The organism is Marinobacterium sediminicola (assembly GCF_022343685.1).
Classification (GTDB): Bacteria; Pseudomonadota; Gammaproteobacteria; order Pseudomonadales; family Balneatricaceae; genus Marinobacterium; species Marinobacterium sediminicola.
The window spans coordinates 2,923,054-2,943,712 of the sequence record NZ_CP092123.1 but is presented as its reverse complement, the minus strand read 5'-3'; the positions used below and the strand labels follow the sequence as shown (position 1 = coordinate 2,943,712).

Here is a 20,659-nt window from a genome sequence, read left to right as displayed (position 1 = left end):
GACACAGAGGATGGGTGAGGAGATCCTGATCAACTTCACGCCGATGGAAACGCGCGTGGCAGTGATCGAAAACGGCATGCCCCAGGAAATCTATGTGGAGCGGGCCAAACGTCGCGGTATTGTCGGTAACATCTATCAGGGCAAAGTGGTTCGGGTATTGCCCGGAATGCAGGCGGCGTTCGTTGATATCGGTCTGGAAAGAGCGGCTTTTATCCATGTGGATGAAGTGGTTGATCAGTCGATGCCCAGCGAACAACGCAACAGCACCTCCATTGCTCAGGTATTGCGTGAAGGGCAGTCGTTGCTGGTGCAGGTGACCAAGGATCCGATCGGAACCAAGGGGGCCCGCCTGACCACCCATATCTCCATTCCTTCCCGTTATCTGGTATTGATGCCAGGCAGCACACATATCGGTGTGTCCCAGCGTATTGAAGACCCGCAAGAGCGTGATCGCCTGCGCGGACAGATGCAGGAACTCATGCAGGACGAGTCGAATACGCCGGAGTGGGGCGTTATTCTGAGAACCGTGGCGGAAGGTGTGTCTGAAGTCGAGCTGGCCAGTGATCTTCAGTTCCTGCGTCGTCTGTGGGACTCCATCCGTAACAAGATCAAGCAGGTCAAGGCACCGGCCATCGTCTATGAAGACTTGCCGCTCAATATGCGTGCTCTGCGGGATATGGCGCATGCCGGCGTCGAGCGCATTCGTATCGACTCGCGCGAAACCTTTCAGCGGGCCAGTGAGTTCGTCAAGGCGCTGGTGCCCGAGATCGAAAATAAGCTCGAGTACTACCCTGGCGAACGGCCGATTTTCGACATGTTCAACGTCGAGGAGGAGATGCAGAAAGCGCTGGGGCGTAAGGTGGAGCTCAAGTCCGGCGGCTACCTGATCTTCGACCAGACCGAGGCGATGACCACGGTTGATGTGAACACCGGCGCTTTTGTTGGCCACCGCAATCTTGAAGAGACCATCTTCAAGACCAACCTGGAAGCGGCAACGGCCATTGGCCGCCAACTGCGTTTGCGCAATCTGGGCGGGATCATCATCATCGATTTCATCGATATGGAAGATCCGGATCATCAGCGTCAGGTGTTGCGCACGCTTGAGCGCGTGCTGGAGAAGGATCATGCCAAGTGCAAGGTCACGGGCGTATCGGAGCTGGGCCTGGTTGAAATGACGCGTAAGCGTACCCGGGAAAGCCTGGAGCAGGTTCTCTGTGAGCCTTGCAGTCACTGCCAGGGACGGGGTTCTCTGAAAACTCCGGAAACGGTTTGCTACGAGATTTTCCGTGAAATCCTGCGTCAGCACCGAGCCTACGACACCGAAACCTATCTGGTCCTGGCGGCTCAGTCCGTGGTGGATCATTTGCTGGATGATGCTTCCGACTATGTTGCCGAACTGGAGGACTTCATCGGCAAAACCGTGCGTTTCCAGGTCGAGCCGCTCTATACGCCGGAACAGTTCGATGTTGTCCTGCGCTGACCGAGCAGGGACATGCGCCGTCATCTGAGCAGGGCCTGGTGGCTCAGTGTCGTTCTTCTGCTGCTGTTGGCACTGCTGCTGACAGCGGCGCGTCTGGGCCTGCAGCACATTGATCGCTGGCGCCCGAATATTCAGGCAGTGCTCAGCGAGATGCTCGGCGTACCCGTCGATATTGGCCGGTTACAGGGGCAATGGAACTATGCCTACCCTGTCCTGAACGCTCAGAACATCAGTATTCGCACCAGTTCAGACGAGGGTATTGAAGGGCACCTTAAGCTGCAGCAGTTGACCCTTGAGCTGGATCCTTTTGCTTCCCTGTTATCCCGTGCACCTGTTTTTCACCGTTTCGAAGCCAGTGATGTCAGTATCCGATGGAACCAGCGGGGTGGTGCCTGGTTACACCGTCCCGGAGCGGCCCCGGGGGCGACGTCAGAAGGGATTGCTGAAGCAGTGTGGGAGCGACTTGTAGCGGTATTGCTGCAACAGCCCTATGCCGTGATCCGTAATGTGGAACTGACTCTGGTGCCAGAGCAGGGGCAGAGTCTTGTCATTACGCCGGCTGACCTGGAGCTGGAGAATGCCCGCCAGGATCATCGTCTGAGCGGGCTTTTCCGGATGCCCCTTCTGGGTGAGGCGGCCGAAATGAAGTTCATCGTTGAGGCCGAGTCGGTTAAGCAAAGAGCGCTGGATGCTCGGTATCAACTGTATCTTGAGTTGAATCATTTGGGCCCGGAACTGTTTCAACTTTTTGGTCAGCAGCTCGGGATTGAACAGCTGAACCTGAATACGCGGATCTGGAGCTCGTTCGATCAACGGCAGTTGCAACATGTGCAGGCAGAGGTCGAACTTGAGCAGCTGGACGTTGCCGAAGCAGGGCTGCCCTATCCGCGTTCAGGGGGCTTCAGTGCCAGCTTGCAGCCAAGGGGGGATGAATACCAGCTGCAGCTGACACAGCTGCAGCTGGCTCATGAAGCAGGTCGCTTTGAGCTCCCCATGCTGATGGTACAGGCACCCTTGTCATTACAACCGCATACTTGGAAGGCTGGTGTAGCCGAGCTGGACCTGGGCGCATTGTCGTCTTGGCTGGCGCAGGCGCCGGGGCTGCCTGTGAAGGCGGGCGAGTTGCTGGAGGCGTTAAACCCTCAAGGCAAACTGCAGCAGTTGAGTGTGCAAAGTCCTGCTGGCGCCAACTGGCAGGATTTACAATTTGAAGCCGATTTGGACCGTTTACAGGTTGCCGCCTGGCATGGTGCCCCGGCACTGGAGGGGATCAGTGGCAGTCTGAAAGCAGGGCTCAGACAAGGACGGATCGACTTGATCAGTGATGACTTTGTCATGCACTTTCCGGAACTGTTCTCGAATCAGTGGCGTTATCCAGAGGCACAGGGACGTATCACCTGGGCGCTGGATGATCGTGGCATTCGTGTCGCCAGTGAGCGTTTGCAGTTGAAGGATCCGCATATTCAGGCATCAGGTCGGTTCAGTATCGATTTGCCCTTTGATCGCGGTGAACAAAGTGAGCTGGTGCTTTTGATCGGCATGACGGACAGCGATGGCTCTCAGGCCTCCATCTACACGCCTGCACGTGAAGTCGGAGAAGGCCTGCATCGCTGGCTTGAGGAAGCGCTCCAAGGGGGGCGACTGAGACAGGGGGGGCTGCTGCTGCGCACGGGAACGCGCAGGAATGACAGTCCACGCGCTCCCGTGGTTCAGCTGTTCTTCGATGTGGCCGAGGGGCAGCTGGCCTATCAACCCGAATGGCCGGCGGTCGAAGATGCGGATCTTTTTGTGCTGGTACGTGATGCGGGACTGGCGATCAATATCAACCGGGCGCGACTGTTGAACAGCACGATTACCTCCGGCTGGGTTTACCTGCCACCCGGAGAGCGTCAATTGCAGATTGAGGCTGAACTCAATGGGCCGGTGGGTGATCTGGATCATGTGCTGAAGGAAACGCCATTGGCAAAGGTACTAGGGCCATCGATTCGTGACTGGTCTTTGAGCGAGGGCAAGGCCCTTAGTCGACTAGGCCTGGGTATTCCGCTGCAGGCGAAACCGCCATTGGTTAACCTTAATGTCGCTCTTGAAGATGTGACCCTTTCAGGACAGAGCGGCAACTTGAATGTCAGTGACATTCAAGGAGTCCTGAAATACACCACGGGTGCAGGGCTGAATGCTGATGGGCTGCAGGGCCGCTTTCTTGAGCAGCCGGTTTCCGCCGATATCAAAACGGAAGGTGAGCGTTACCGTATTCAGCTGGAGGGGCGTGCCGAGATGGAGCGGTTGCAGCGGTGGCTGCAACTGCCGGTGTTGCAGCTGACAAAAGGGACAACTGCCTGGCAGGGGCAGTTGCAGATATGCTCAGAAAGGGAAGAGTGCCCACAACTGGAGATCCAATCCGATCTCCAGGGCGTTGAATTGGAGTTGCCGGGTATCCTGGCCAAGTCTGTACAACAGATAGCACCGCTGAAACTGAAGCTTGGCCTGTCTCCAGAAGTGATGGTCAAATCGTTGGACCTGCAATTGCCCGCCGATGGTATAGCGCCGCTTAAAGTGAGCGCACAGTCGTCTGGCGAGCCACTGGAACTCAGGTTCGAGCACCCTCAGCTGACGGGGAATCTTGTTCTGGCAAACGAGTCTGAGCCGCTATCGCTCGATCTGGAGCATCTGCAGCTGGATGCTCTGATGCCCGCTAAGCAAGCAACGGATGCTGAAGGTGTATCAGCGACACCGGCGGTTGCGAACAGGTTCGGAGGTCAACTGCCGGTTGCAAGGGTGAGAATTCAAGACTTGTGGTTTGCTCAGAAGCCATTGGGAGACTGGCGCTTTGCATTGGAGCCAAGTCCCGGTCGTCTGCGGATTCGTGACCTGCAGGCCTATCCCGAGCAGTTTGTATTGCGAGGTGAAGCCGACTGGATTCAGGCTGAAGGTGGCTCAACGGCGGTGACGCTCAAGCTGGTCGGGGATGATCTGGGGCGGTTGCTCAAAAGCTGGGGTCATGGCCGCGTCATGGAAACGCAGCAGGTTGAAGCCATGTTGCAGTTGCAGTGGCCGAACGCTCCCTGGCAGTTCGACCTGGCTCAGCTAGATGGCGAGTTTCAGTTCAGCACGGCCGAGACGCGCTTGATTGAAACCGCAGACAGCACCAATTTCCTGCGTATATTCGGTATCCTCAATTTCAATTCACTGGCTCGCCGGCTCAGATTGGACTTCAGTGACCTGTTCAAGAGAGGAGTTAGCTTCGACCGTATCAGTGGCCATTATCGCATCGAAAATGGGGTAGCGACGACGCTCGAGCCGCTACGTATGGAAGGGCCTTCTGCCAATATGGCACTCACGGGACATGTAGACCTGGCCGCTGAAGAGCTGGATAACAGGGTCGAGGTGACCTTGCCGATCACCAGTAATGCGCCGCTGGCGGCAATTTTGCTGGGTGCGCCGCAGGTTGCCGGAGCCGTATTTGTCATTGATAAGCTGATCGGCGACAAGCTGGAGCGTTTCAGTACGCTCAAATACAGTCTCAAGGGGCACTGGGATGACCCACAGCTGGAGCTGCAGGCCGGGTCCGAGAACTAGCCGGGCCTGATCAGAACTGAACCGAATCAGGCCTCATACAACTCACGAATATAGCGGAAGAGTTTGCGGGCCTGTGCCGGAGCCTGCTCACGCTGGCGTTCGCGCTGAGCATTTCGTACCAGCTGGCGCAGGTGCTGAATGTCCGCATTGGGACGCTGCTCGATAAAACTCTGCAAATCCTCGTTTGTGCCGTCAATCAGGCGTTCCCGCCAGCGCTCCATCTCGTGGAACAGCTGGTTATGGGTCGCGCTGGCTGAGTCGAAGCGATCGACCACTTCACGGATGGCGTCGGCATCTGCGGTACGCATCAGTTTGCCGATGTACTGCAAATGACGGCGCTTGGCACCGTTGGCCTTGATGCGGGCGTACTCTTCTATCGCAGCGCGCAGCTGACCGTCAATCGGCAGCTTCTCCTGTTGGTCGCGGCGCAGTTCGGTCATTCGCTTGCCCAGCTCCTGCAACTCTTCGGCGTCGCGCTTGAGCTGAGACTTGCTGGGCGGCAGGTCATCGATGTCGTCGTGGTGTTGAGAATCAAAGTCGGTCATATCAGTGTCCATCAAGCAAAAAACAGCGTTGCCAAGCCAAGAAAGGCGAAAAAGCCGACAACATCGGTAATGGTGGTCAGCAGGACGCTGCCGGCCAGAGCCGGGTCAATTCCCACTGATTTTAGTACCATTGGCAGCAGGGTGCCCGCCATGGCGCCTGCCACCAGATTGATTACGATCGCCAGTGCGATCACTACGCCAACGGTCATGTCCTGAAACCAGAGTACCGCGACCACTGCAACGACCAGTGCCCACAGCAGCCCGTTAAGTGCTCCGACAACCAGCTCGCGGTTGAATAGCCAACCAATGTTGGACCGTTCTACATGCCCCAGTGCCTGGCCGCGGATAACCAGCGTCAGTGTCTGGCTGCCGGCAATGCCGCCCATGGATGCCACAATGGGCATCAGTACCGCAAGGGCAACGACCTTATCAATGGTGTCCTCGAACAAGCCGATCACGGCAGATGCGATGAAGGCGGTAATCAGGTTGATACCGAGCCAGACAGCACGTCGCCGGGTCGTTCTCATGATGGGGGCGAAGGTATCTTCGTCTTCGTCAAGGCCCGCCATACTCATAAGTGAGTGGTCAGCATCTTCACGAATAACGTCTACCACGTCGTCGATGGTGATACGGCCCAGCAACTTGCCGCTATCATCGGTGACCGGGGCGGAAATCAGGTCCAGCTGTTCGAACAGTCGGGCCACTTCTTCATCCGGCGTGTCGGCTGTAATGGCATTGACGTCGGTATTCATGATTTCGCGGACCAGAACATCCGGGTCCGTGGTCAACAGCCGGGTCAGCGGCAAGACACCAATATAGGATCCCTTGCGACTGACCACAAACAGGGTGTCAGTGGTTTCCGGGATTTCCTTGTGGCGGCGCAGATAACGCAACACGGTTTCGGCTGTAATGTCGGGCCGGATGGTCACCGTGTCGGTGTTCATCAAGCCACCAGCCGTATCCTCAGGATAGGAGAGGACCTGTTCGACGCGTTCACGGTTCTCCTGGTCCATGATTTGCAGCAGTTCCTTCATTACCCGGTCGGGCAACTGCTGAAGAATATCGGCCATATCATCCGTCTCCAGCGATTCAGTGATCGCCAGTACTTCGGATGCCTCCATGCGGCTCAGAATTTCGGCCTGGGCATCGTCACCGAGATACTGCAGGACTTCGCCTTCCAGTTCCTGGTTAAGCAGATTCCACAGGATCTGGCGTTCGCGGGGCGGGGTTTTTTCGAGCAGGTGCGCGACTTCTACCGGTCGAAGGCCTTTGTTGAGCATGAATCTGAGCTGCTGGAGTTCACCCACTTCAAGGGCGGCACTGAGGGTTTCCAGATTGGATGGGGTATCCGGCTGGCTCATTGGCGGATCTCACTCACAGGGCATGAACAGATACAAAGCTGAGGTAGAACAGATGGCGAGTCGAGACTGTTACTCGGGTTCGTCGAAACGGTTGTTGATCAGCAGTTCCAGGGCTTCGAGTGCCGCCTCTTCATCCTCACCATGGGCACTCAACTGCAATTCCGTCCCTTTGCTGGCGGCCAGCATCATTACGGACATGATGCTCTTGCCGTCAATTTCGCGTGTATCGCGGGTGATGCGGATGTCGGACTGAAACTGGCTTGCGGTCGTGACCAGCTTGGCCGCGGCCCTGGCGTGAAGGCCGAGCTTGTTGATGATGGTCAGTCGCTTTTCAATCATGTTGTTGTCCCGTCGCAGGCTGACTCAGTTCACGGTGTAGCACCTGAACATTATCCATATGCGCGCGGAAATAACCAGCCAGTTGCTCGGTAACATACACGGATCGGTGCTGGCCACCGGTACACCCTATCCCGATCGTAATATAGCTGCGGTTGTTGGCGCGAAAGCGCGGCAGCCACTTATGCACAAAAGTGCGGATATCGTCCACCATTTCAGCGACTTCATCTGACTGGGACAGGAAGTCGATCACCTCCTGATCACGACCAGTGAATCGGCGCAGATCAGGTACCCAATAGGGGTTGGGTAAAGAGCGCACGTCGAAGGTGAAGTCGACATCCAGCGGGACGCCATGTTTGAAGCCAAACGATTTGAACTGCAGCGACAGGGTCTGTTCACTGCGACCGGCGACTCGCAGCTTGACTTCGTCTCTGAGCTCATACAGTGACAGGCGCGTCGTATCGATCCTTAAATCTGCCAGGTTGGCAATTGGCTCCAGCAATTCACGCTCGGTACGTATGGCCTGCTGCAGGCTCTGATCCTGGTCGGTCAAGGGGTGACGGCGGCGTGTGGCATTGTAGCGTCGTAACAGGGTTGCTTCGCCTGCATCGAGAAACAGGGTCTCGCTACTGAGGCCTGGATACTGGCGCAGCTGCTGCATAACGTCCGGAAATTGTTTGAGATTGCTTGGCAGGTTGCGTGCATCAATGCTGACGGCAATTGCCTGAGCCGGATGTGTTTCGGCGAGCATAAGACGAATCAGTTCGGGCAGCAGCAGCGCAGGCAGGTTGTCAATGCAGTAGAAACCGACATCTTCCAGTGCCTGCAGTGCGGTACTCTTGCCCGACCCTGAGCGGCCGCTGAGAACGACCAGGCGCATGCTAGCGCTCCTGGCACAGGCCCTGAACACGAGTGAGCAGACTTTCGGAGTCTGTACAGGCGCGCAGTGCTTCGCGTGTTTCGGAGTCGTTGAACAGTTCCGCCAGTCCGGCCAGTGTTTGCAAGTGTTCTTCAGCCCCCTGCTCGGGCACCAGTAACAGGCAAACCAGATCTACCGGGCGATTGTCGATGGCATCGAAATCGATCGGGGAGGCCAGTGTCATCAGCATGCCTACAGCACGGTCGACACCGGCCATGCGACAATGAGGAATGGCGACGCCTTCACCGATGCCGGTGCTGCCAAGGCGCTCACGATTGATAAGGCCGCTGAAGATGTCTTCAGCGGCCGGGCCATTCAATTGCTCAGCAATTGTTTGACTGGCGAGTTCGAGAACTCGCTTCTTGCTGACCACATCCACATGGCAGAGAGTGAGGGGTGGGGTCAGCAGTTCAGATAGTTGCATGTCGTGACGTGCTGCTACCGGTTATTTGTGGGATTTCATTTTTTCTTTGTGCTTGATGACCTGTCGATCCAGCTTGTCGACCATGCCATCAATAGCGGCGTACATGTCATCGTGCTCGTGAGCCGCAAACACTTCGCCGCCAGCCAGGTGAATATTGGCTTCCGCTTTCTGGCGCTGCTTCTCAACACTGAGTGTGACCTGTGCATTAGTGATGTTATCGAAGTGGCGTTCCAGACGGTCAAACTTGGTGCGTACGTACTCGTCCAGGGCGTCAGTCAGTTCGACATGGTGGCCAGTGATGTTGATCTGCATAGGTATTTCTCCTCGTCATTGGTACGTTCTTTCAGCGTACCTTACTACTTCCATTAAACCAGACGCTTGCGCTCATTAGAAGGTGGAATGTTCATCGCCTCACGATATTTTGCAACGGTGCGTCTGGCGACGTTGATTCCCTGCTCTTTTAACAGCTGAGCGATCTTATTGTCACTGAGTGGTTTGGCTGTATTTTCGTTACTGACCAGTTTCTTGATCAATGCCCGGATTGCGGTTGACGAGGCTGCGCCTCCGTCTGAGGTGCTGACATGACTGGAGAAGAAGTACTTGAGTTCGAAAATGCCCCGAGGGGTGTGCATGTACTTTTGCGTCGTCACCCTGGAAATAGTGGATTCATGCATGTCGACCGCCTCGGCGATGTCGTGCAGTACCATGGGCTTCATGCCTTCTTCGCCCTCCTCAAAGAAATCGATCTGGCGAGCAACGATCTCGGTGGCGACCTTGAGCAGGGTTTCGTTGCGGCTCAGCAGGCTTTTCAGAAACCAGCGTGCTTCCTGCAGGTGATTCTTCAGGTAGGTGTTGTCGGCACTGTTGTCCGCACGCCGAATCAGGTCGGCATATTGGGTGTTGATTTTCAGTCTTGGTGACGCTTCAGCGTTAAGACTGACGTTCCACTGCCCCTGTATCTTGCGCACGATGACATCGGGGATAACGTATTCGGGTGGCTCAGAACTGATCAGCGTGCCGGGTTTGGGATTCAGGGTCTGAATCAGGCCTATCACCTGCTGTAGACTTTCTTCCTTGAGGCGCAGGCGGCGCATCAGGGTGCGGTAGTCATGGCTGCCCAGAAGGTTGAGGTGATCACGCACCAGGCGCATGGCATCACCGAGTAAGGGGGTGCTTTCCGGCAATTGGCGCAGCTGTAGCAGCAGGCACTCGCTGAGGTCACGGGCGCAGACGCCGGCAGGATCAAACTGCTGGACCCGGTGCAGTACCGCTTCGATCTCGTCAATTTCGCTGTCGGCGAAGAGTTGGGGCTCACTTTGTTGGAAATGCTCCAACACTTCTTCGATGCTGGTTCGCAGGTAGCCATCGGCATCAACGGCATCAATCAGCGCGAGGGCGACCATGCGATCATTGTCACTCATTGGTGTCAGGTTGAGCTGCCACAGCAGGTGATCCTGAAGGTCTTCCTCGGTGCTGTCGTTGTCACCCGGATCCCAGTCGCTGTCGCGTTCCGGGCCAGGTGAGCTCTGGTGCTGAAAGGTATCGTCCCATTGGCTGTCAGTTGCCAGCTCGACCGGAATCTGTTCATTCCAGCCCTCTTCGCTGCTGCTGTCATCCCAGCTGTCCTGCTCTTCGGTTGCAGTGGTGTGCTCGGTATCGCGAACACGTTCCTGATCTGAGCTGGAGTCTTGTTTCTCGGTGTCGGTCTCGGCGTTGTCCTGCTCCTCGTCCACTTCCAGCAGGGGGTTGCTGTCCAGTGCTTCCTGAATTTCCTGTTGCAAGTCCAGAGTGGAGAGCTGCAGCAAACGAATTGCCTGCTGCAGTTGGGGGGTCATTGTCAGCTGCTGACCGATCTTGAGTTGTAACGACTGCTTCATATGCAAACTGCCAGGTTGACCGAGTTGGAAATTGACATGACTGCTTTCACTCAGAGAGCAAACTGCTCGCCCAGATAGGCGCGGCGGACCTGTTCGTTATTCAGGATATCCTGAGGGCTGCCCTGTGCCAGGATACCCCCTTCACTGACGATATAGGCCCGCTCACAGATATCAAGAGTCTCGCGTACATTATGGTCGGTTATCAAAATGCCGATATTGCGGGACTGCAGATGTCGAATCGTTTGTTTGATGTCGCTGACCGAAATGGGGTCGACGCCGGCAAAGGGTTCATCGAGCAGGATGAAATCAGGCTCAGTGGCAAGGGCACGTGCGATCTCGACCCGACGGCGTTCACCGCCGGATAGGGCCATGCCAAGACTGTCGCGAAGATGGGTGATATGAAACTCCTCAAGGAGTTCTTCCAGCAGCGTCTTGCGTTGACCCGTAGAGAGATCCTTGCGTGTTTCCAGTATGGCCATCAGGTTGTCATGAACGCTGAGCTTGCGAAAAACCGAGGCTTCCTGTGGCAGATAGCCGATGCCTCGCCGGGCTCGCTCGTGCATTGGTAAACGGGTGACATCATCCTGATCGATACGAATGTTGCCGTGGTCGGCGTTGATCAGGCCGACGATCATGTAAAAGCAGGTTGTTTTGCCGGCACCGTTGGGGCCCAGCAATCCGATGATCTGGCCGCTGCTCATCTCCAGTGAGACGTCACGGACGACCTGGCGTCCCTTGTAGCTTTTCGCCAGGTGCAAGGCCTGCAACTGTTTTACCTGTGTGGACATCAGTTACCCTCGGTCTTCGGCTGGATCACCATCTGTACGCGCTGGCCGGAATCACTGTCACTGCCGTAGGCATTTACCACGGCTTTTTCCATGTTGTAGATGATGCGTTCTCCGGTAAAGGTGTCACGCCCCTGGTCAACACGTGCGGATTCGGTAATGGTGATCTCCTGCTTGTTGACGCGGTAGTCCATGCGTTCGCCGTAGGCCTTGGTGACCGGCTGATTCCGGCTCGGCTGTTGCTGGAATTGAGCCGGATTGCCGGTGGAGATGATGCGCTGTACGCCTGCGTCATTGCGGTGCAGTTCAACCCGCGCACCTCGGATGATCATGGTGCCCTGCACGATTTCAACATTGCCGGTATAAACGGTGATGCCGGAACGCTCGTTCATGCTGGCACTGTCAGCACTGATGTGTATGGGCTGCTGACGGTCATCCGGCAGGGCCTGAGCCAAAGAGGGTAGGGTTAGAAGGGTGGCCAGAAGCAGGTAGCTGAGTTTATTGCACATGGTATTCACCCTTCACGTCCGAGAGCAGGTCTATCCGTTGTTGGTCAAAATACAGGTCCATGCCAATCGCCGACGTCGTGTCCTGACCGCGTTTGATCAGCACCGGTTGGTCGGTGTGAGCGTAGTCACGGGGCGGATAGAGGGTCAATTGGTCTGTTGTCACCAGGCCGGGTAGCCCGGTAGCCGGATTATCATGAAGCTGAACATTACCTGCAAGCAGGATCTGTTCCTGTGAGTCCGGCAGAGTGCCTTCATCTGCACTGAGCAGGTATTCTCGATCGGCTGCGGCCGGGACTCGAGTCAGCGGAGTTTCCAGGATCATGGCCGCTCGATCCGGGTAGTGTTGCATCAGGGGGGTGGTCAGAATCTGACCGACGTTGCCATCATTCTTCCAGCGCGTAATTTCGGCACTGCGGATGAAAAAATCCACTTGCTCCACCGATGTGCTGCTGACCTGGGAATCACTGTCTTCTGGGCTGCCTAACCCCCACCAGAACAGGGGGGCTGCAACCAGCGTCGCGGCGATCAGCAAGCGCTGGCGCTGGCTCAGCATCCACGATACTCCGCATAAATGGCGTCGAGTTTACCTTGGGCGGCCAGTATCAGCTCGCAGAATTCGCGCGCCGCGCCCTTGCCGCCAGCAGCGCCGGTAACCCAGTCGGCTTCCTTGCGAACGAGTGGGTGGCCGTTGGGAACGGATGCGCCGAATGCGCTGGCGCGAATGGCCGCCAAGTCAGGCAGATCGTCTCCAATATAGGCAGTGTCGGCTGCGCAATGACCGCTCTGAGACCAGAGCTCATCCAGGGCAACCAGTTTGTCCTCTCGCCCCTGGCGCAGGTAAGTGATGCCCAGCGCTTCTGCTCGCTGTTCGACCTGCGGTGAACGACGGCCAGTGATGATGGCTGTTTCGATACCGCAGCGCTGGAGCAGTTTGATGCCTAGGCCGTCAAGCGTGTGGAAACTTTTGACTTCACGGCCGTCGGCAAGAAAGTTCAGACGTCCGTCAGTCAGAATGCCATCGACGTCAAATACCGCCAGTCGAATGCAGGTCAGCGCTTCGCGAAGCTGTGGGGAAAGGCTATCCAGTTGCATCAGATGACTCCTGCTTTAAGCATGTCGTGCATGTTGAGGGCGCCAACGGGGCGGTTGTCTTCATCGACGACCAGCAGGGCGTTGATCTTGCGTTCCTGCATCAGGCTCAGGGCCTCAGCCGCCAGAATGCCAGGGCGCACGGAGGTACCTCCGGCCGTCATGACATCCTTGATCAGGGTCGTTGCCAGGTCGACACCCTGATCCAGGGTCCGGCGCAGGTCACCGTCAGTGAAGATCCCGAGCAGGCGCTGGTCCTCGTCCGTAACCGCGGTCATGCCCAGGTGCTTGCGGGTAACTTCCAGCAGTGCCTCGCGAACAGGAGTGTTGGCCTTGACCACCGGGATGTCCTTGCCTGTGTGCATGATGTCATCCACTTTGAGCAGCAGTCGGCGTCCGAGACTCCCGCCCGGGTGTGAGAAGGCGAAGTCTTCACTGCTGAAACCACGGGCCTCCAATAGCGCGATCGCCAATGCGTCCCCCAGCACAAGCTGGGCCGTGGTGCTGGACGTCGGGGCCAGGCCGAGTGGGCAGGCCTCTCGGTCAACCGGAATATGCAGGTTGATATCGGCGGTGCGTGCCAGAGTGGAGCTGGCGTTGGCGGTCATGCTGATCAGTGGTGCCCCCATACGCTTGATCAGGGGCAAAATGGTGACCACTTCAGCGGTTTCACCAGAGTTGGACAGAGCCAGCACAACATCATCGCCGGTAAACATGCCCAGATCACCATGGCTGGCTTCTCCGGGATGAACGAAAAAGGCGGGTGTGCCGGTGCTGGCCAGAGTCGCAGCGATCTTGTTACCGATATGACCTGACTTGCCCATCCCGGTCACAATGACGCGTCCCTTGCAGTGGAACATCAGGTCGCATGCCTGGCTGAAGTTCTGATCCAGATGATTCAGGAGTTCCTGAACGGCCTCCAGTTCAAGCCTGATGGTCTGGCGGCCGGATTTCAGATATTCGGTGGCTGTCATGGGTCTGGTGTTTGCCTTTGATCACAAATTCAAAACACTATTCTACCTCAGACCCGGGGTGAGCACGAACCCCTGCAACCCTGTTTAGATTCACGTTTGCACGTGAGAGTGGTATATTTCGCTGTCAATTTTGGGCCGGGCAGACTGTGCCGGTGGTAAGAAAGGAAGCAGGAGTTTCAGGTAAATGAAGCCTGAGCACGAAAGCATTATCGATATTCGCGGTTTGAGTTTCTTCCGTGGCGAACGGGCAATCTTTGATTCTGTGGATATCACTATTCCTCGCGGTAAGGTCACTGCGATCATGGGGCCTTCCGGCACCGGCAAGACCACGCTGTTGAAGCTGATCGGGGGGCAGTTGCGCCCGGAAAGCGGACAGATCCTGCTGGAAGGCATGGATATTCCCGGGTTGGGGCGCCGCGAACTCTTCGAGGTGCGTGAGCGCATGGGCATGCTGTTTCAGAGCGGTGCTCTGTTTACGGACATGAGCGTATTCGAAAATGTTGCCTTTCCGTTAAGGGTGCATACCGAACTGCCCGAGGACATGATCCGCGATGTGGTTCTGATGAAGCTGCAGGCCGTAGGATTGCGCGGCGCTCGCGACCTCATGCCCAGTGAGCTGTCCGGTGGGATGGCGCGGCGTGTGGCGCTGGCGCGAGCCATTGCGCTCGATCCCGATATCGTCATGTATGATGAACCCTTTACCGGTCAGGACCCCATTGCCATGGGGGTGCTGGTCAACCTGATCCGGCGCTTGAATCAGGCGCTGGGGCATACCAGCATCATCGTTTCTCACGATATCAATGAAACACTTGGGATTGCCGACTACATTTATCTGCTGTCTGATGGCCGTGTCATCGCCAAGGGCACCCCTGAAGAACTTGCCGATATCGATTCGGAACAGGTTCGCCAGTTTATGAAAGGCTTGCCTGACGGGCCCGTGCCTTTCCATTTCAAAGCGCCTGATTACCATCAGGATCTGCTACAGGAATACTGATCATGCTGGATATTCTGCAGAGGCTGGGGCACAAGGCCCTGTCTCGCCTGGCAGCCATCGGGCGAGCCGGTCAGATACTGCTGCAGTCGCTGGTGGCAGCGCCTCAGCCTTTGACCATGCTGCCGCTGATACTGAAACAGATCTACTTCGTCGGTGTTCTGTCGCTGGTGATTATCATTGTCTCCGGTGGCTTCATCGGTATGGTGCTGGGGCTGCAGGGTTACACGATTCTGGTCGATTACGGTTCCGAACAGGCCGTTGGCCAGATGGTGGCCCTGAGTCTGGTGCGTGAGCTGGCGCCGGTGGTGGCTGCTCTGCTGTTCGCAGGGCGTGCCGGTTCTGCCCTGACGGCCGAGATCGGTCTGATGAAGGCCACAGAGCAGTTGGCCAGTCTGGAGATGATCGGCGTCGATCCACTGCGGAGGATCGTGGCACCGCGTCTTTGGGCCGGGTTTATCTGTATGCCGATTCTGGCGATCATCTTTGCTGTTGTAGGCATTTGGGGCGGGGCCCTGGTGGCGGTTGACTGGTTGGGTATCTATGAAGGCTCCTTCTGGGCCAACATGCAGCAATCAGTGGATTTTTACGATGATGTTCTGAATGGCATCATCAAAGCGGTCTGTTTCGGGGTGGTGGTGACCTGGATAGCCGTATTCGAGGGATACGACTGTATCCCGACTTCTGAGGGAATCAGTCAGGCGACAACCCGGACTGTAGTGTACTCATCGCTGGCTGTGCTGGGTCTGGACTTTATCCTGACTGCACTGATGTTTGGAGAACTGTAAACATGCGTATGCGAACCGTCGAAATCGGCGTGGGGGCGTTCATGCTGGCGGGCATTCTGGCGCTGGTAGTCTTGGCGCTGAATGTCAGTGGGCTGAATCTGTCCGAGCAGGCTGGTGGCTACAAGGTGTATGCCCGTTTTGACAATATCGGTGGCCTGACGCCGCGTGCCAAGGTGGCAATGTCGGGAGTGCAGATTGGTCAGGTGACGGCAATCCGCATCGACAAGGATATGCTGATGGCCGAGGTTGAAATGGAAATTTTCAACGACGTGGACTATCTGACTGTCGATAGTTCTGCCAGTATTTTGACTGCGGGGCTGCTGGGTGAGCAGTATATCGGAGTGGTCCCGGGGGCCGAGGAAGATCTGTTGGGTGACGGTGACTTCATTCAGGATACCCAGTCGGCACTGGTGCTCGAAGAGCTGATCGGCAAGTTCCTGTTCAACAAGGTAAGCGAGTAAGACAATGAAACAGTGGATGACAGCCCTGCTGCTGGCAGCAACCATGTGGGTCAATCCGGCTGTGGCCGAAGCGAACTGGCAGGAAGCCAGTGAAGTCGTCGATGCCGCTACGCGGGATATGCTGGCGCTGATGGGGCGTGAAGAGCTGACCCAGGAGGAAAATACCGAACTGCTGATGCAGGAGATCGAAACGATCATCTCGCCTGTGGTGGATTTTCCCTATATTGCCAAGCATGTAATGGGCAAGTATTACCGTCGTGCGTCCGACGCCGAACGTGAGCGTTTCGCTGACGTATTCAAGACGACCCTGCTGCGTACCTATGCCAAGTCCATTGCTGGCTTCGATCTCAAGGAATACAGCATTCAAAGCCCCACCGCTGAAAGTCCTGAGCCGGAAAAACAGGTCATCAGCGTGGATGTCAGCTCCGGTAACGGTGAGATTTACACCCTGGTGTACTACATGCTCAAGCAGGAGCAGCGCTGGACGCTGGTTAATGTCATGGTGGATGGTATCAACCTGCGCATCACGTTCCGCAACCAGTTTGCCGATCTCTACCAGCAGAATCGCACCATCGCTGCGACCATCGATGCCTGGGCGATCAAGATGCAGGACGTCAAGCTGGAGAAAACGGGCAGTGAAGATGACAGCAGCGAAGGTTGAAAGCCAGGGCAACGGCGTAGTCAGGGTTTCGGGTGACCTGACTTTTGCAACCGTCTTGAAGCTGCGCCCGCTGCTGCTTGAACAGCTGCGCAGCAGTGGTTCTCAATGCACACTCGACCTTTCGGGTGTTGAACGCGTGGACAGCTCTGCGCTGTCATTGTGGCTGGTATGTCAACGACAAGCGCTGAAACAGGGCCAACAGCTGAAGTTGTCGGCTGTGCCGGACGACTTCGCGGCAATCGCGGATCTGGTAGGCCTGGATGAGGAACTGACCAGGGCGGCCTGAGCAGAATCGCCTTTTGGCCCTTGTTTCGGTATGATTTCGCCCATTATTTCCGAGTACACGTTAGGCAGGGGAGTCCCGCATGCAGGCTGAAGAAGTCAAACAGATCCTGGAACAGCAGCTCGAAGGCTGCACCGCATACACCGAAGGCGAAGGCTGTGATTTCAAGGTCATAGTGGTTGGTGAGGTGTTTGCCGGACTGACGCCTGTCAAGAAGCAGCAGCTGGTTTACGCCTGTCTGAGTGATCAGATTGCCAGCGGCGCCATTCATGCTGTCACGATCAAAACCTATACCCCGGAGCAGTGGGCAGCGCTGAGCTGACACCACACAGGAAACCCTGATGGATAAACTGATTATTGAAGGCGGCGCCTGCCTGAATGGTGAAGTCCGAATCTCCGGTGCCAAGAACTCCGCACTGCCGATTCTGGCGGCTACGCTGCTGGCCGATGAGCCGGTCACCATCTGCAACCTGCCTCACCTGCATGACATCACCACCATGCTGGAGCTATTGCGCCGCATGGGTGTCGATCTGGTCATTGACGAAAAACTGAGCGTCGAACTGAACGCTACCACAATCACTGACCTGTGTGCGCCCTACGAGCTGGTCAAAACCATGCGTGCTTCGATCCTGGTTCTTGGACCGTTGCTGGCGCATTTTGGCCGAGCTGAAGTGTCCTTGCCAGGTGGCTGCGCCATCGGCAGCCGTCCTGTCGACCTGCATATCCGCGGTCTGGAAGCCATGGGGGCGGACATCAAGGTGGAAGGTGGTTATATCCGTGCCAGTGTTGATGGCCGCCTTAAAGGTGCACGTGTATTCTTCGACGTGGTCACCGTGACCGGCACCGAGAATATCCTCATGGCTGCAGCCTTGGCTGAGGGTGTAACAACGATCGAGAACGCGGCTCGTGAACCTGAAGTCGTTGATCTGGCCAACTGTCTGAATGCCATGGGTGCCGATGTGCGCGGAGCCGGTACCGATACCATCACCGTTCATGGTGTGGAGTCGCTGAAGGGCTGCCGTTACTCGGTGTTACCGGACCGTATCGAGACCGGTACCTTCCTGGTGGCTGCAGCTGCCACCGGTGGTCGTGTGAAGTGCAAGAACACGCGTCCTGATATTCTGGATGCCGTGCTGCAGAAGCTGACCGAAGCCGGTGCCGAAATTGAGACCGGCGACGACTGGATCAGTCTGGATATGCATGGTCAGCGCCCCAAGGCCGTCAGCATCACAACCGCACCTTATCCGGCTTTCCCGACTGACATGCAGGCCCAGTTTGCGGCGCTGGATGTGGTGGCAATGGGTGTCGGCAAGATCCGCGAAACGGTGTTTGAAAACCGTTTCATGCACATGCAGGAGATGATCCGCATGGGCGCAAATATCTCCATCGAAGGCAATACCGCCGTGATCGAAGGTGTACGTCGACTGCAGGGCGCGCCGGTTATGGCGACAGACCTGCGTGCGTCGGCCAGCCTGGTCATCGCCGCGCTTGTGGCCGAAGGGGAGACCGAGATCGACCGTATTTACCATATCGATCGCGGTTATGAATGTATCGAAGAAAAACTGCAGCTACTGGGTGCACGCATCCGTCGTGTTCCCGGCTGAGTGAGCGAAGAGGCCCATGAAAAAACAGCTGACCATCGCCCTGTCCAAGGGGCGCATCCTGAAGGAGACCCTGCCGTTGCTGGCAGCGGCTGATATCGTGCCTGCCGAGGATATCTTCAGCAGCCGTAAACTGATCTTCGATACCAACCATTCCCATATCAAGCTGGTGGTGATTCGTGCCACCGACGTGCCGACCTATGTTGAATATGGCGGTGCCGACATGGGCGTGGCGGGCAAGGATGTGCTGATGGAGCATGGCGGGGCCGGGCTGTACGAGCCGCTGGACCTGGAAATCGCCAAGTGCAGGCTGATGGTGGCGGGCATGAAGGATGCCGCACCCGTCGAGGGCCGCATGAAGGTGGCGACCAAGTTCGTCAACCTGACCCGTGAATACTTCGCGCGTCAGGGGCAGCAAGTCGACATCATCAAACTCTACGGAGCGATGGAGCTGGCGCCGATCATGGGGTTGGCGGATCGAATCGTGGATATCGTCGATACCGGCAATACCCTCAGGGCCAATGGCCTTGAGCCGATGCAGCACATTGCTGACATCAGTTCGCGCCTTGTCGTGGGCCAGCCGTCGATGAAAATGAAGCATGCACTGATTCAGCCTATTCTGGATCAGTTGCAGCAAGCCATCGATGCACGCCGGGAGGAAGCAGCATGAGCATTACCATCAAGCGTCTGGATGCGGCTCAGGCCGATTTCGATCAGCAGCTGGACCAGTTGCTGGCGTGGGAAAGCGTGTCCGATGACAAGGTAAACGGTATCGTCAATGAGGTGATCGCGAAAGTGCGTACCGAAGGCGATTCCGCGCTGGTGGAATACACCAATCGCTTCGACCGTACCTCTGCGAACAGTATTGAGGACCTGGAGCTGGGGCAGGCGCGACTGCAGCAGGCCCTGGACAGCCTGCCGGCTGATCAGCGTGCCGCGCTGGAGAAGGCTGCCGAGCGCGTGCGGGCCTACCATGAGCGTCAGAAAGGCGAGTCCTGGCAGTACACCGAAGCTGACGGCACCATGCTGGGCCAGCAGATCACTCCGATGGATAGAGTCGGGATCTATGTTCCCGGTGGCAAGGCGGCTTACCCGTCTTCGGTCCTGATGAATGCGCTGCCGGCGCATGTGGCTGGTGTCAAAGAGATCATCATGGTCGTGCCTACACCTGAAGGTGTGGTGAACGAACTGGTACTGGCAGCGGCTGCACTGGCCGGTGTGGATCGCGTCTTCACACTCGGAGGTGCCCAGGCGGTGGCCGCACTGGCATACGGCACTGAAACCGTACCCAGGGTGGACAAGATCGTTGGTCCCGGAAATATATTCGTTGCTACGGCCAAGCGAGCAGTATTCGGTACCGTAGGTATCGACATGATTGCCGGTCCGTCGGAAATTCTGGTGGTCTGTGATGGTCAGACCGACCCGGACTGGGTGGCGATGGATCTGTTTTCGCAAGCTGAGCATGACGAGGACGCTCAATCGATCCTGGTGTGTCCGGATGCGGACTACATCGATCAGGTCGAGGCCAGCATTAACAAGCTGCTGCCGACGATGGAGCGTCAGGAAATCATCCGGATCTCGCTTGAGAACCGTGCCGCGCTGATCAAGGTGGCTGATATGGATCAGGCGGCCGAGGTGAGCAACCGCATAGCACCTGAGCACCTTGAGCTGTCTGTGGAAGACCCTGTTGCCTTCCTGCCAAAGATTCGTCATGCCGGCGCAATTTTCATGGGACGTTACACCGCTGAGGCACTGGGTGACTATTGTGCAGGTCCTAACCATGTGTTGCCAACCTCCGGTACAGCGCGTTTCTCATCGCCGCTGGGGGTATACGATTTCCAGAAGCGTTCCTCGCTGATCATGTTCTCGGCTGAGGGTGCATCGGAAATGGGTAAGGTAGCGTCTGTTTTGGCTCGGGGTGAAAGTCTGACGGCTCACGCACGTTCTGCAGAGTACCGAATCAAGGACTGATGCCATCTACTGTACAGGCAATAAAAAA

General features: G+C 56.8%; 23 protein-coding genes. 11 read left to right on the top strand and 12 right to left on the bottom strand.

Translation table 11 applies throughout. The annotated features are described in order from the left end of the window. Positions 1 to 10 precede the first annotated feature (10 nt). The gene (gene rng / locus LN244_RS13420; RefSeq protein WP_239040287.1) at positions 11 to 1,480 is read left to right on the top strand and encodes a ribonuclease G; all 1,470 of its coding nucleotides are present in this window, start codon (positions 11 to 13) and stop codon (positions 1,478 to 1,480) included. A gap of 12 nt (positions 1,481 to 1,492) precedes the next feature. After that, positions 1,493 to 5,056 carry a YhdP family phospholipid transporter gene (locus LN244_RS13415; RefSeq protein ID WP_239040286.1) on the top strand — a complete coding sequence of 1,188 codons (3,564 nt, stop codon included), beginning with the start codon at positions 1,493 to 1,495 and terminating at the stop codon, positions 5,054 to 5,056. 26 nt (positions 5,057 to 5,082) lie between these two features. On the opposite strand, the gene yjgA is transcribed toward LN244_RS13415, so the two are convergent. The 12 genes from yjgA to LN244_RS13355 all read right to left on the bottom strand — a co-directional run bounded on the left by yjgA (position 5,083) and on the right by LN244_RS13355 (position 13,875). Then, a complete protein-coding gene (gene yjgA / locus LN244_RS13410; RefSeq protein WP_239040285.1) occupies positions 5,083 to 5,601 on the bottom strand; it encodes a ribosome biogenesis factor YjgA in 519 nt (172 codons plus the stop codon). 11 nt (positions 5,602 to 5,612) lie between these two features. Further along, entirely contained in the window at positions 5,613 to 6,962 is a 1,350-nt protein-coding gene (gene mgtE, locus LN244_RS13405; RefSeq protein ID WP_239040284.1) for a magnesium transporter, read from the bottom strand. A gap of 69 nt (positions 6,963 to 7,031) precedes the next feature. After that, positions 7,032 to 7,301: an HPr family phosphocarrier protein gene (locus LN244_RS13400; RefSeq protein WP_239040283.1), complete on the bottom strand. Its 270-nt coding sequence runs from the start codon at positions 7,299 to 7,301 to the stop codon at positions 7,032 to 7,034. Beyond that, positions 7,294 to 8,178, bottom strand: a complete 885-nt coding sequence (gene rapZ, locus LN244_RS13395; protein ID WP_239040282.1) for an RNase adapter RapZ — start codon at positions 8,176 to 8,178, stop codon at positions 7,294 to 7,296. Before rapZ ends, LN244_RS13400 begins: the two co-directional genes overlap by 8 nt. 1 nt (position 8,179) lies before the next feature. Next, positions 8,180 to 8,641: a PTS sugar transporter subunit IIA gene (locus tag LN244_RS13390; RefSeq protein ID WP_239040281.1), complete on the bottom strand. Its 462-nt coding sequence runs from the start codon at positions 8,639 to 8,641 to the stop codon at positions 8,180 to 8,182. Positions 8,642 to 8,662: 21 nt separating this feature from the next. Further along, positions 8,663 to 8,953, bottom strand: coding sequence for a ribosome hibernation-promoting factor, HPF/YfiA family (gene hpf / locus LN244_RS13385; protein WP_239040280.1), 291 nt, complete (start codon positions 8,951 to 8,953; stop codon positions 8,663 to 8,665). 53 nt (positions 8,954 to 9,006) lie between these two features. After that, positions 9,007 to 10,518, bottom strand: a complete 1,512-nt coding sequence (locus LN244_RS13380; RefSeq protein WP_239040279.1) for an RNA polymerase factor sigma-54 — start codon at positions 10,516 to 10,518, stop codon at positions 9,007 to 9,009. Between the two features lie 50 nt (positions 10,519 to 10,568). After that, positions 10,569 to 11,306, bottom strand: coding sequence for an LPS export ABC transporter ATP-binding protein (gene lptB / locus LN244_RS13375; RefSeq protein ID WP_239040278.1), 738 nt, complete (start codon positions 11,304 to 11,306; stop codon positions 10,569 to 10,571). Continuing rightward, on the bottom strand, positions 11,306 to 11,812 hold the full coding sequence (gene lptA, locus LN244_RS13370; protein ID WP_239040277.1) for a lipopolysaccharide transport periplasmic protein LptA: 507 nt from the start codon (positions 11,810 to 11,812) through the stop codon (positions 11,306 to 11,308). The genes lptB and lptA overlap by 1 nt, the downstream gene beginning before the upstream one ends. After that, positions 11,802 to 12,365, bottom strand: a complete 564-nt coding sequence (gene lptC, locus LN244_RS13365; RefSeq protein ID WP_239040276.1) for an LPS export ABC transporter periplasmic protein LptC — start codon at positions 12,363 to 12,365, stop codon at positions 11,802 to 11,804. Before lptC ends, lptA begins: the two co-directional genes overlap by 11 nt. Further along, positions 12,359 to 12,904: a KdsC family phosphatase gene (locus tag LN244_RS13360; protein WP_239040275.1), complete on the bottom strand. Its 546-nt coding sequence runs from the start codon at positions 12,902 to 12,904 to the stop codon at positions 12,359 to 12,361. Before LN244_RS13360 ends, lptC begins: the two co-directional genes overlap by 7 nt. Next, positions 12,904 to 13,875 (bottom strand): KpsF/GutQ family sugar-phosphate isomerase, encoded by a 972-nt coding sequence (locus LN244_RS13355; RefSeq protein ID WP_239040274.1) that lies wholly within the window; start codon positions 13,873 to 13,875, stop codon positions 12,904 to 12,906. The genes LN244_RS13360 and LN244_RS13355 overlap by 1 nt, the downstream gene beginning before the upstream one ends. Positions 13,876 to 14,059: 184 nt before the next feature. On the opposite strand from LN244_RS13355, the gene LN244_RS13350 reads away from it, so the two are divergent. The 9 genes from LN244_RS13350 (at position 14,060) to hisD (ending at position 20,631) form a co-directional block, all read left to right on the top strand. Further along, the gene (locus tag LN244_RS13350; RefSeq protein ID WP_239040273.1) at positions 14,060 to 14,869 is read left to right on the top strand and encodes an ATP-binding cassette domain-containing protein; all 810 of its coding nucleotides are present in this window, start codon (positions 14,060 to 14,062) and stop codon (positions 14,867 to 14,869) included. A gap of 2 nt (positions 14,870 to 14,871) precedes the next feature. Further along, positions 14,872 to 15,654, top strand: coding sequence for a lipid asymmetry maintenance ABC transporter permease subunit MlaE (gene mlaE, locus LN244_RS13345; RefSeq protein WP_239040272.1), 783 nt, complete (start codon positions 14,872 to 14,874; stop codon positions 15,652 to 15,654). Positions 15,655 to 15,656: 2 nt separating this feature from the next. After that, complete coding sequence (mlaD, locus tag LN244_RS13340; protein WP_239040271.1) at positions 15,657 to 16,115, top strand: outer membrane lipid asymmetry maintenance protein MlaD; 459 nt, start codon at positions 15,657 to 15,659, stop codon at positions 16,113 to 16,115. A 4-nt stretch (positions 16,116 to 16,119) separates the two neighbouring features. Then, the gene (locus LN244_RS13335) at positions 16,120 to 16,776 is read left to right on the top strand and encodes an MlaC/ttg2D family ABC transporter substrate-binding protein (RefSeq protein WP_239040270.1); all 657 of its coding nucleotides are present in this window, start codon (positions 16,120 to 16,122) and stop codon (positions 16,774 to 16,776) included. Further along, on the top strand, positions 16,757 to 17,062 hold the full coding sequence (locus LN244_RS13330; protein WP_239040269.1) for an STAS domain-containing protein: 306 nt from the start codon (positions 16,757 to 16,759) through the stop codon (positions 17,060 to 17,062). The genes LN244_RS13335 and LN244_RS13330 overlap by 20 nt, the downstream gene beginning before the upstream one ends. 79 nt (positions 17,063 to 17,141) lie before the next feature. Then, entirely contained in the window at positions 17,142 to 17,381 is a 240-nt protein-coding gene (locus tag LN244_RS13325) for a BolA family protein (RefSeq protein ID WP_239040268.1), read from the top strand. Positions 17,382 to 17,400: 19 nt separating this feature from the next. Beyond that, positions 17,401 to 18,663, top strand: coding sequence for a UDP-N-acetylglucosamine 1-carboxyvinyltransferase (murA, locus tag LN244_RS13320; protein WP_239040267.1), 1,263 nt, complete (start codon positions 17,401 to 17,403; stop codon positions 18,661 to 18,663). A 16-nt stretch (positions 18,664 to 18,679) separates the two neighbouring features. Then, positions 18,680 to 19,330, top strand: coding sequence for an ATP phosphoribosyltransferase (hisG, locus tag LN244_RS13315; protein ID WP_239040266.1), 651 nt, complete (start codon positions 18,680 to 18,682; stop codon positions 19,328 to 19,330). Then, positions 19,327 to 20,631 (top strand): histidinol dehydrogenase, encoded by a 1,305-nt coding sequence (gene hisD, locus LN244_RS13310; protein ID WP_239040265.1) that lies wholly within the window; start codon positions 19,327 to 19,329, stop codon positions 20,629 to 20,631. The genes hisG and hisD overlap by 4 nt, the downstream gene beginning before the upstream one ends. The last annotated feature ends 28 nt before the right edge of the window (positions 20,632 to 20,659 follow it).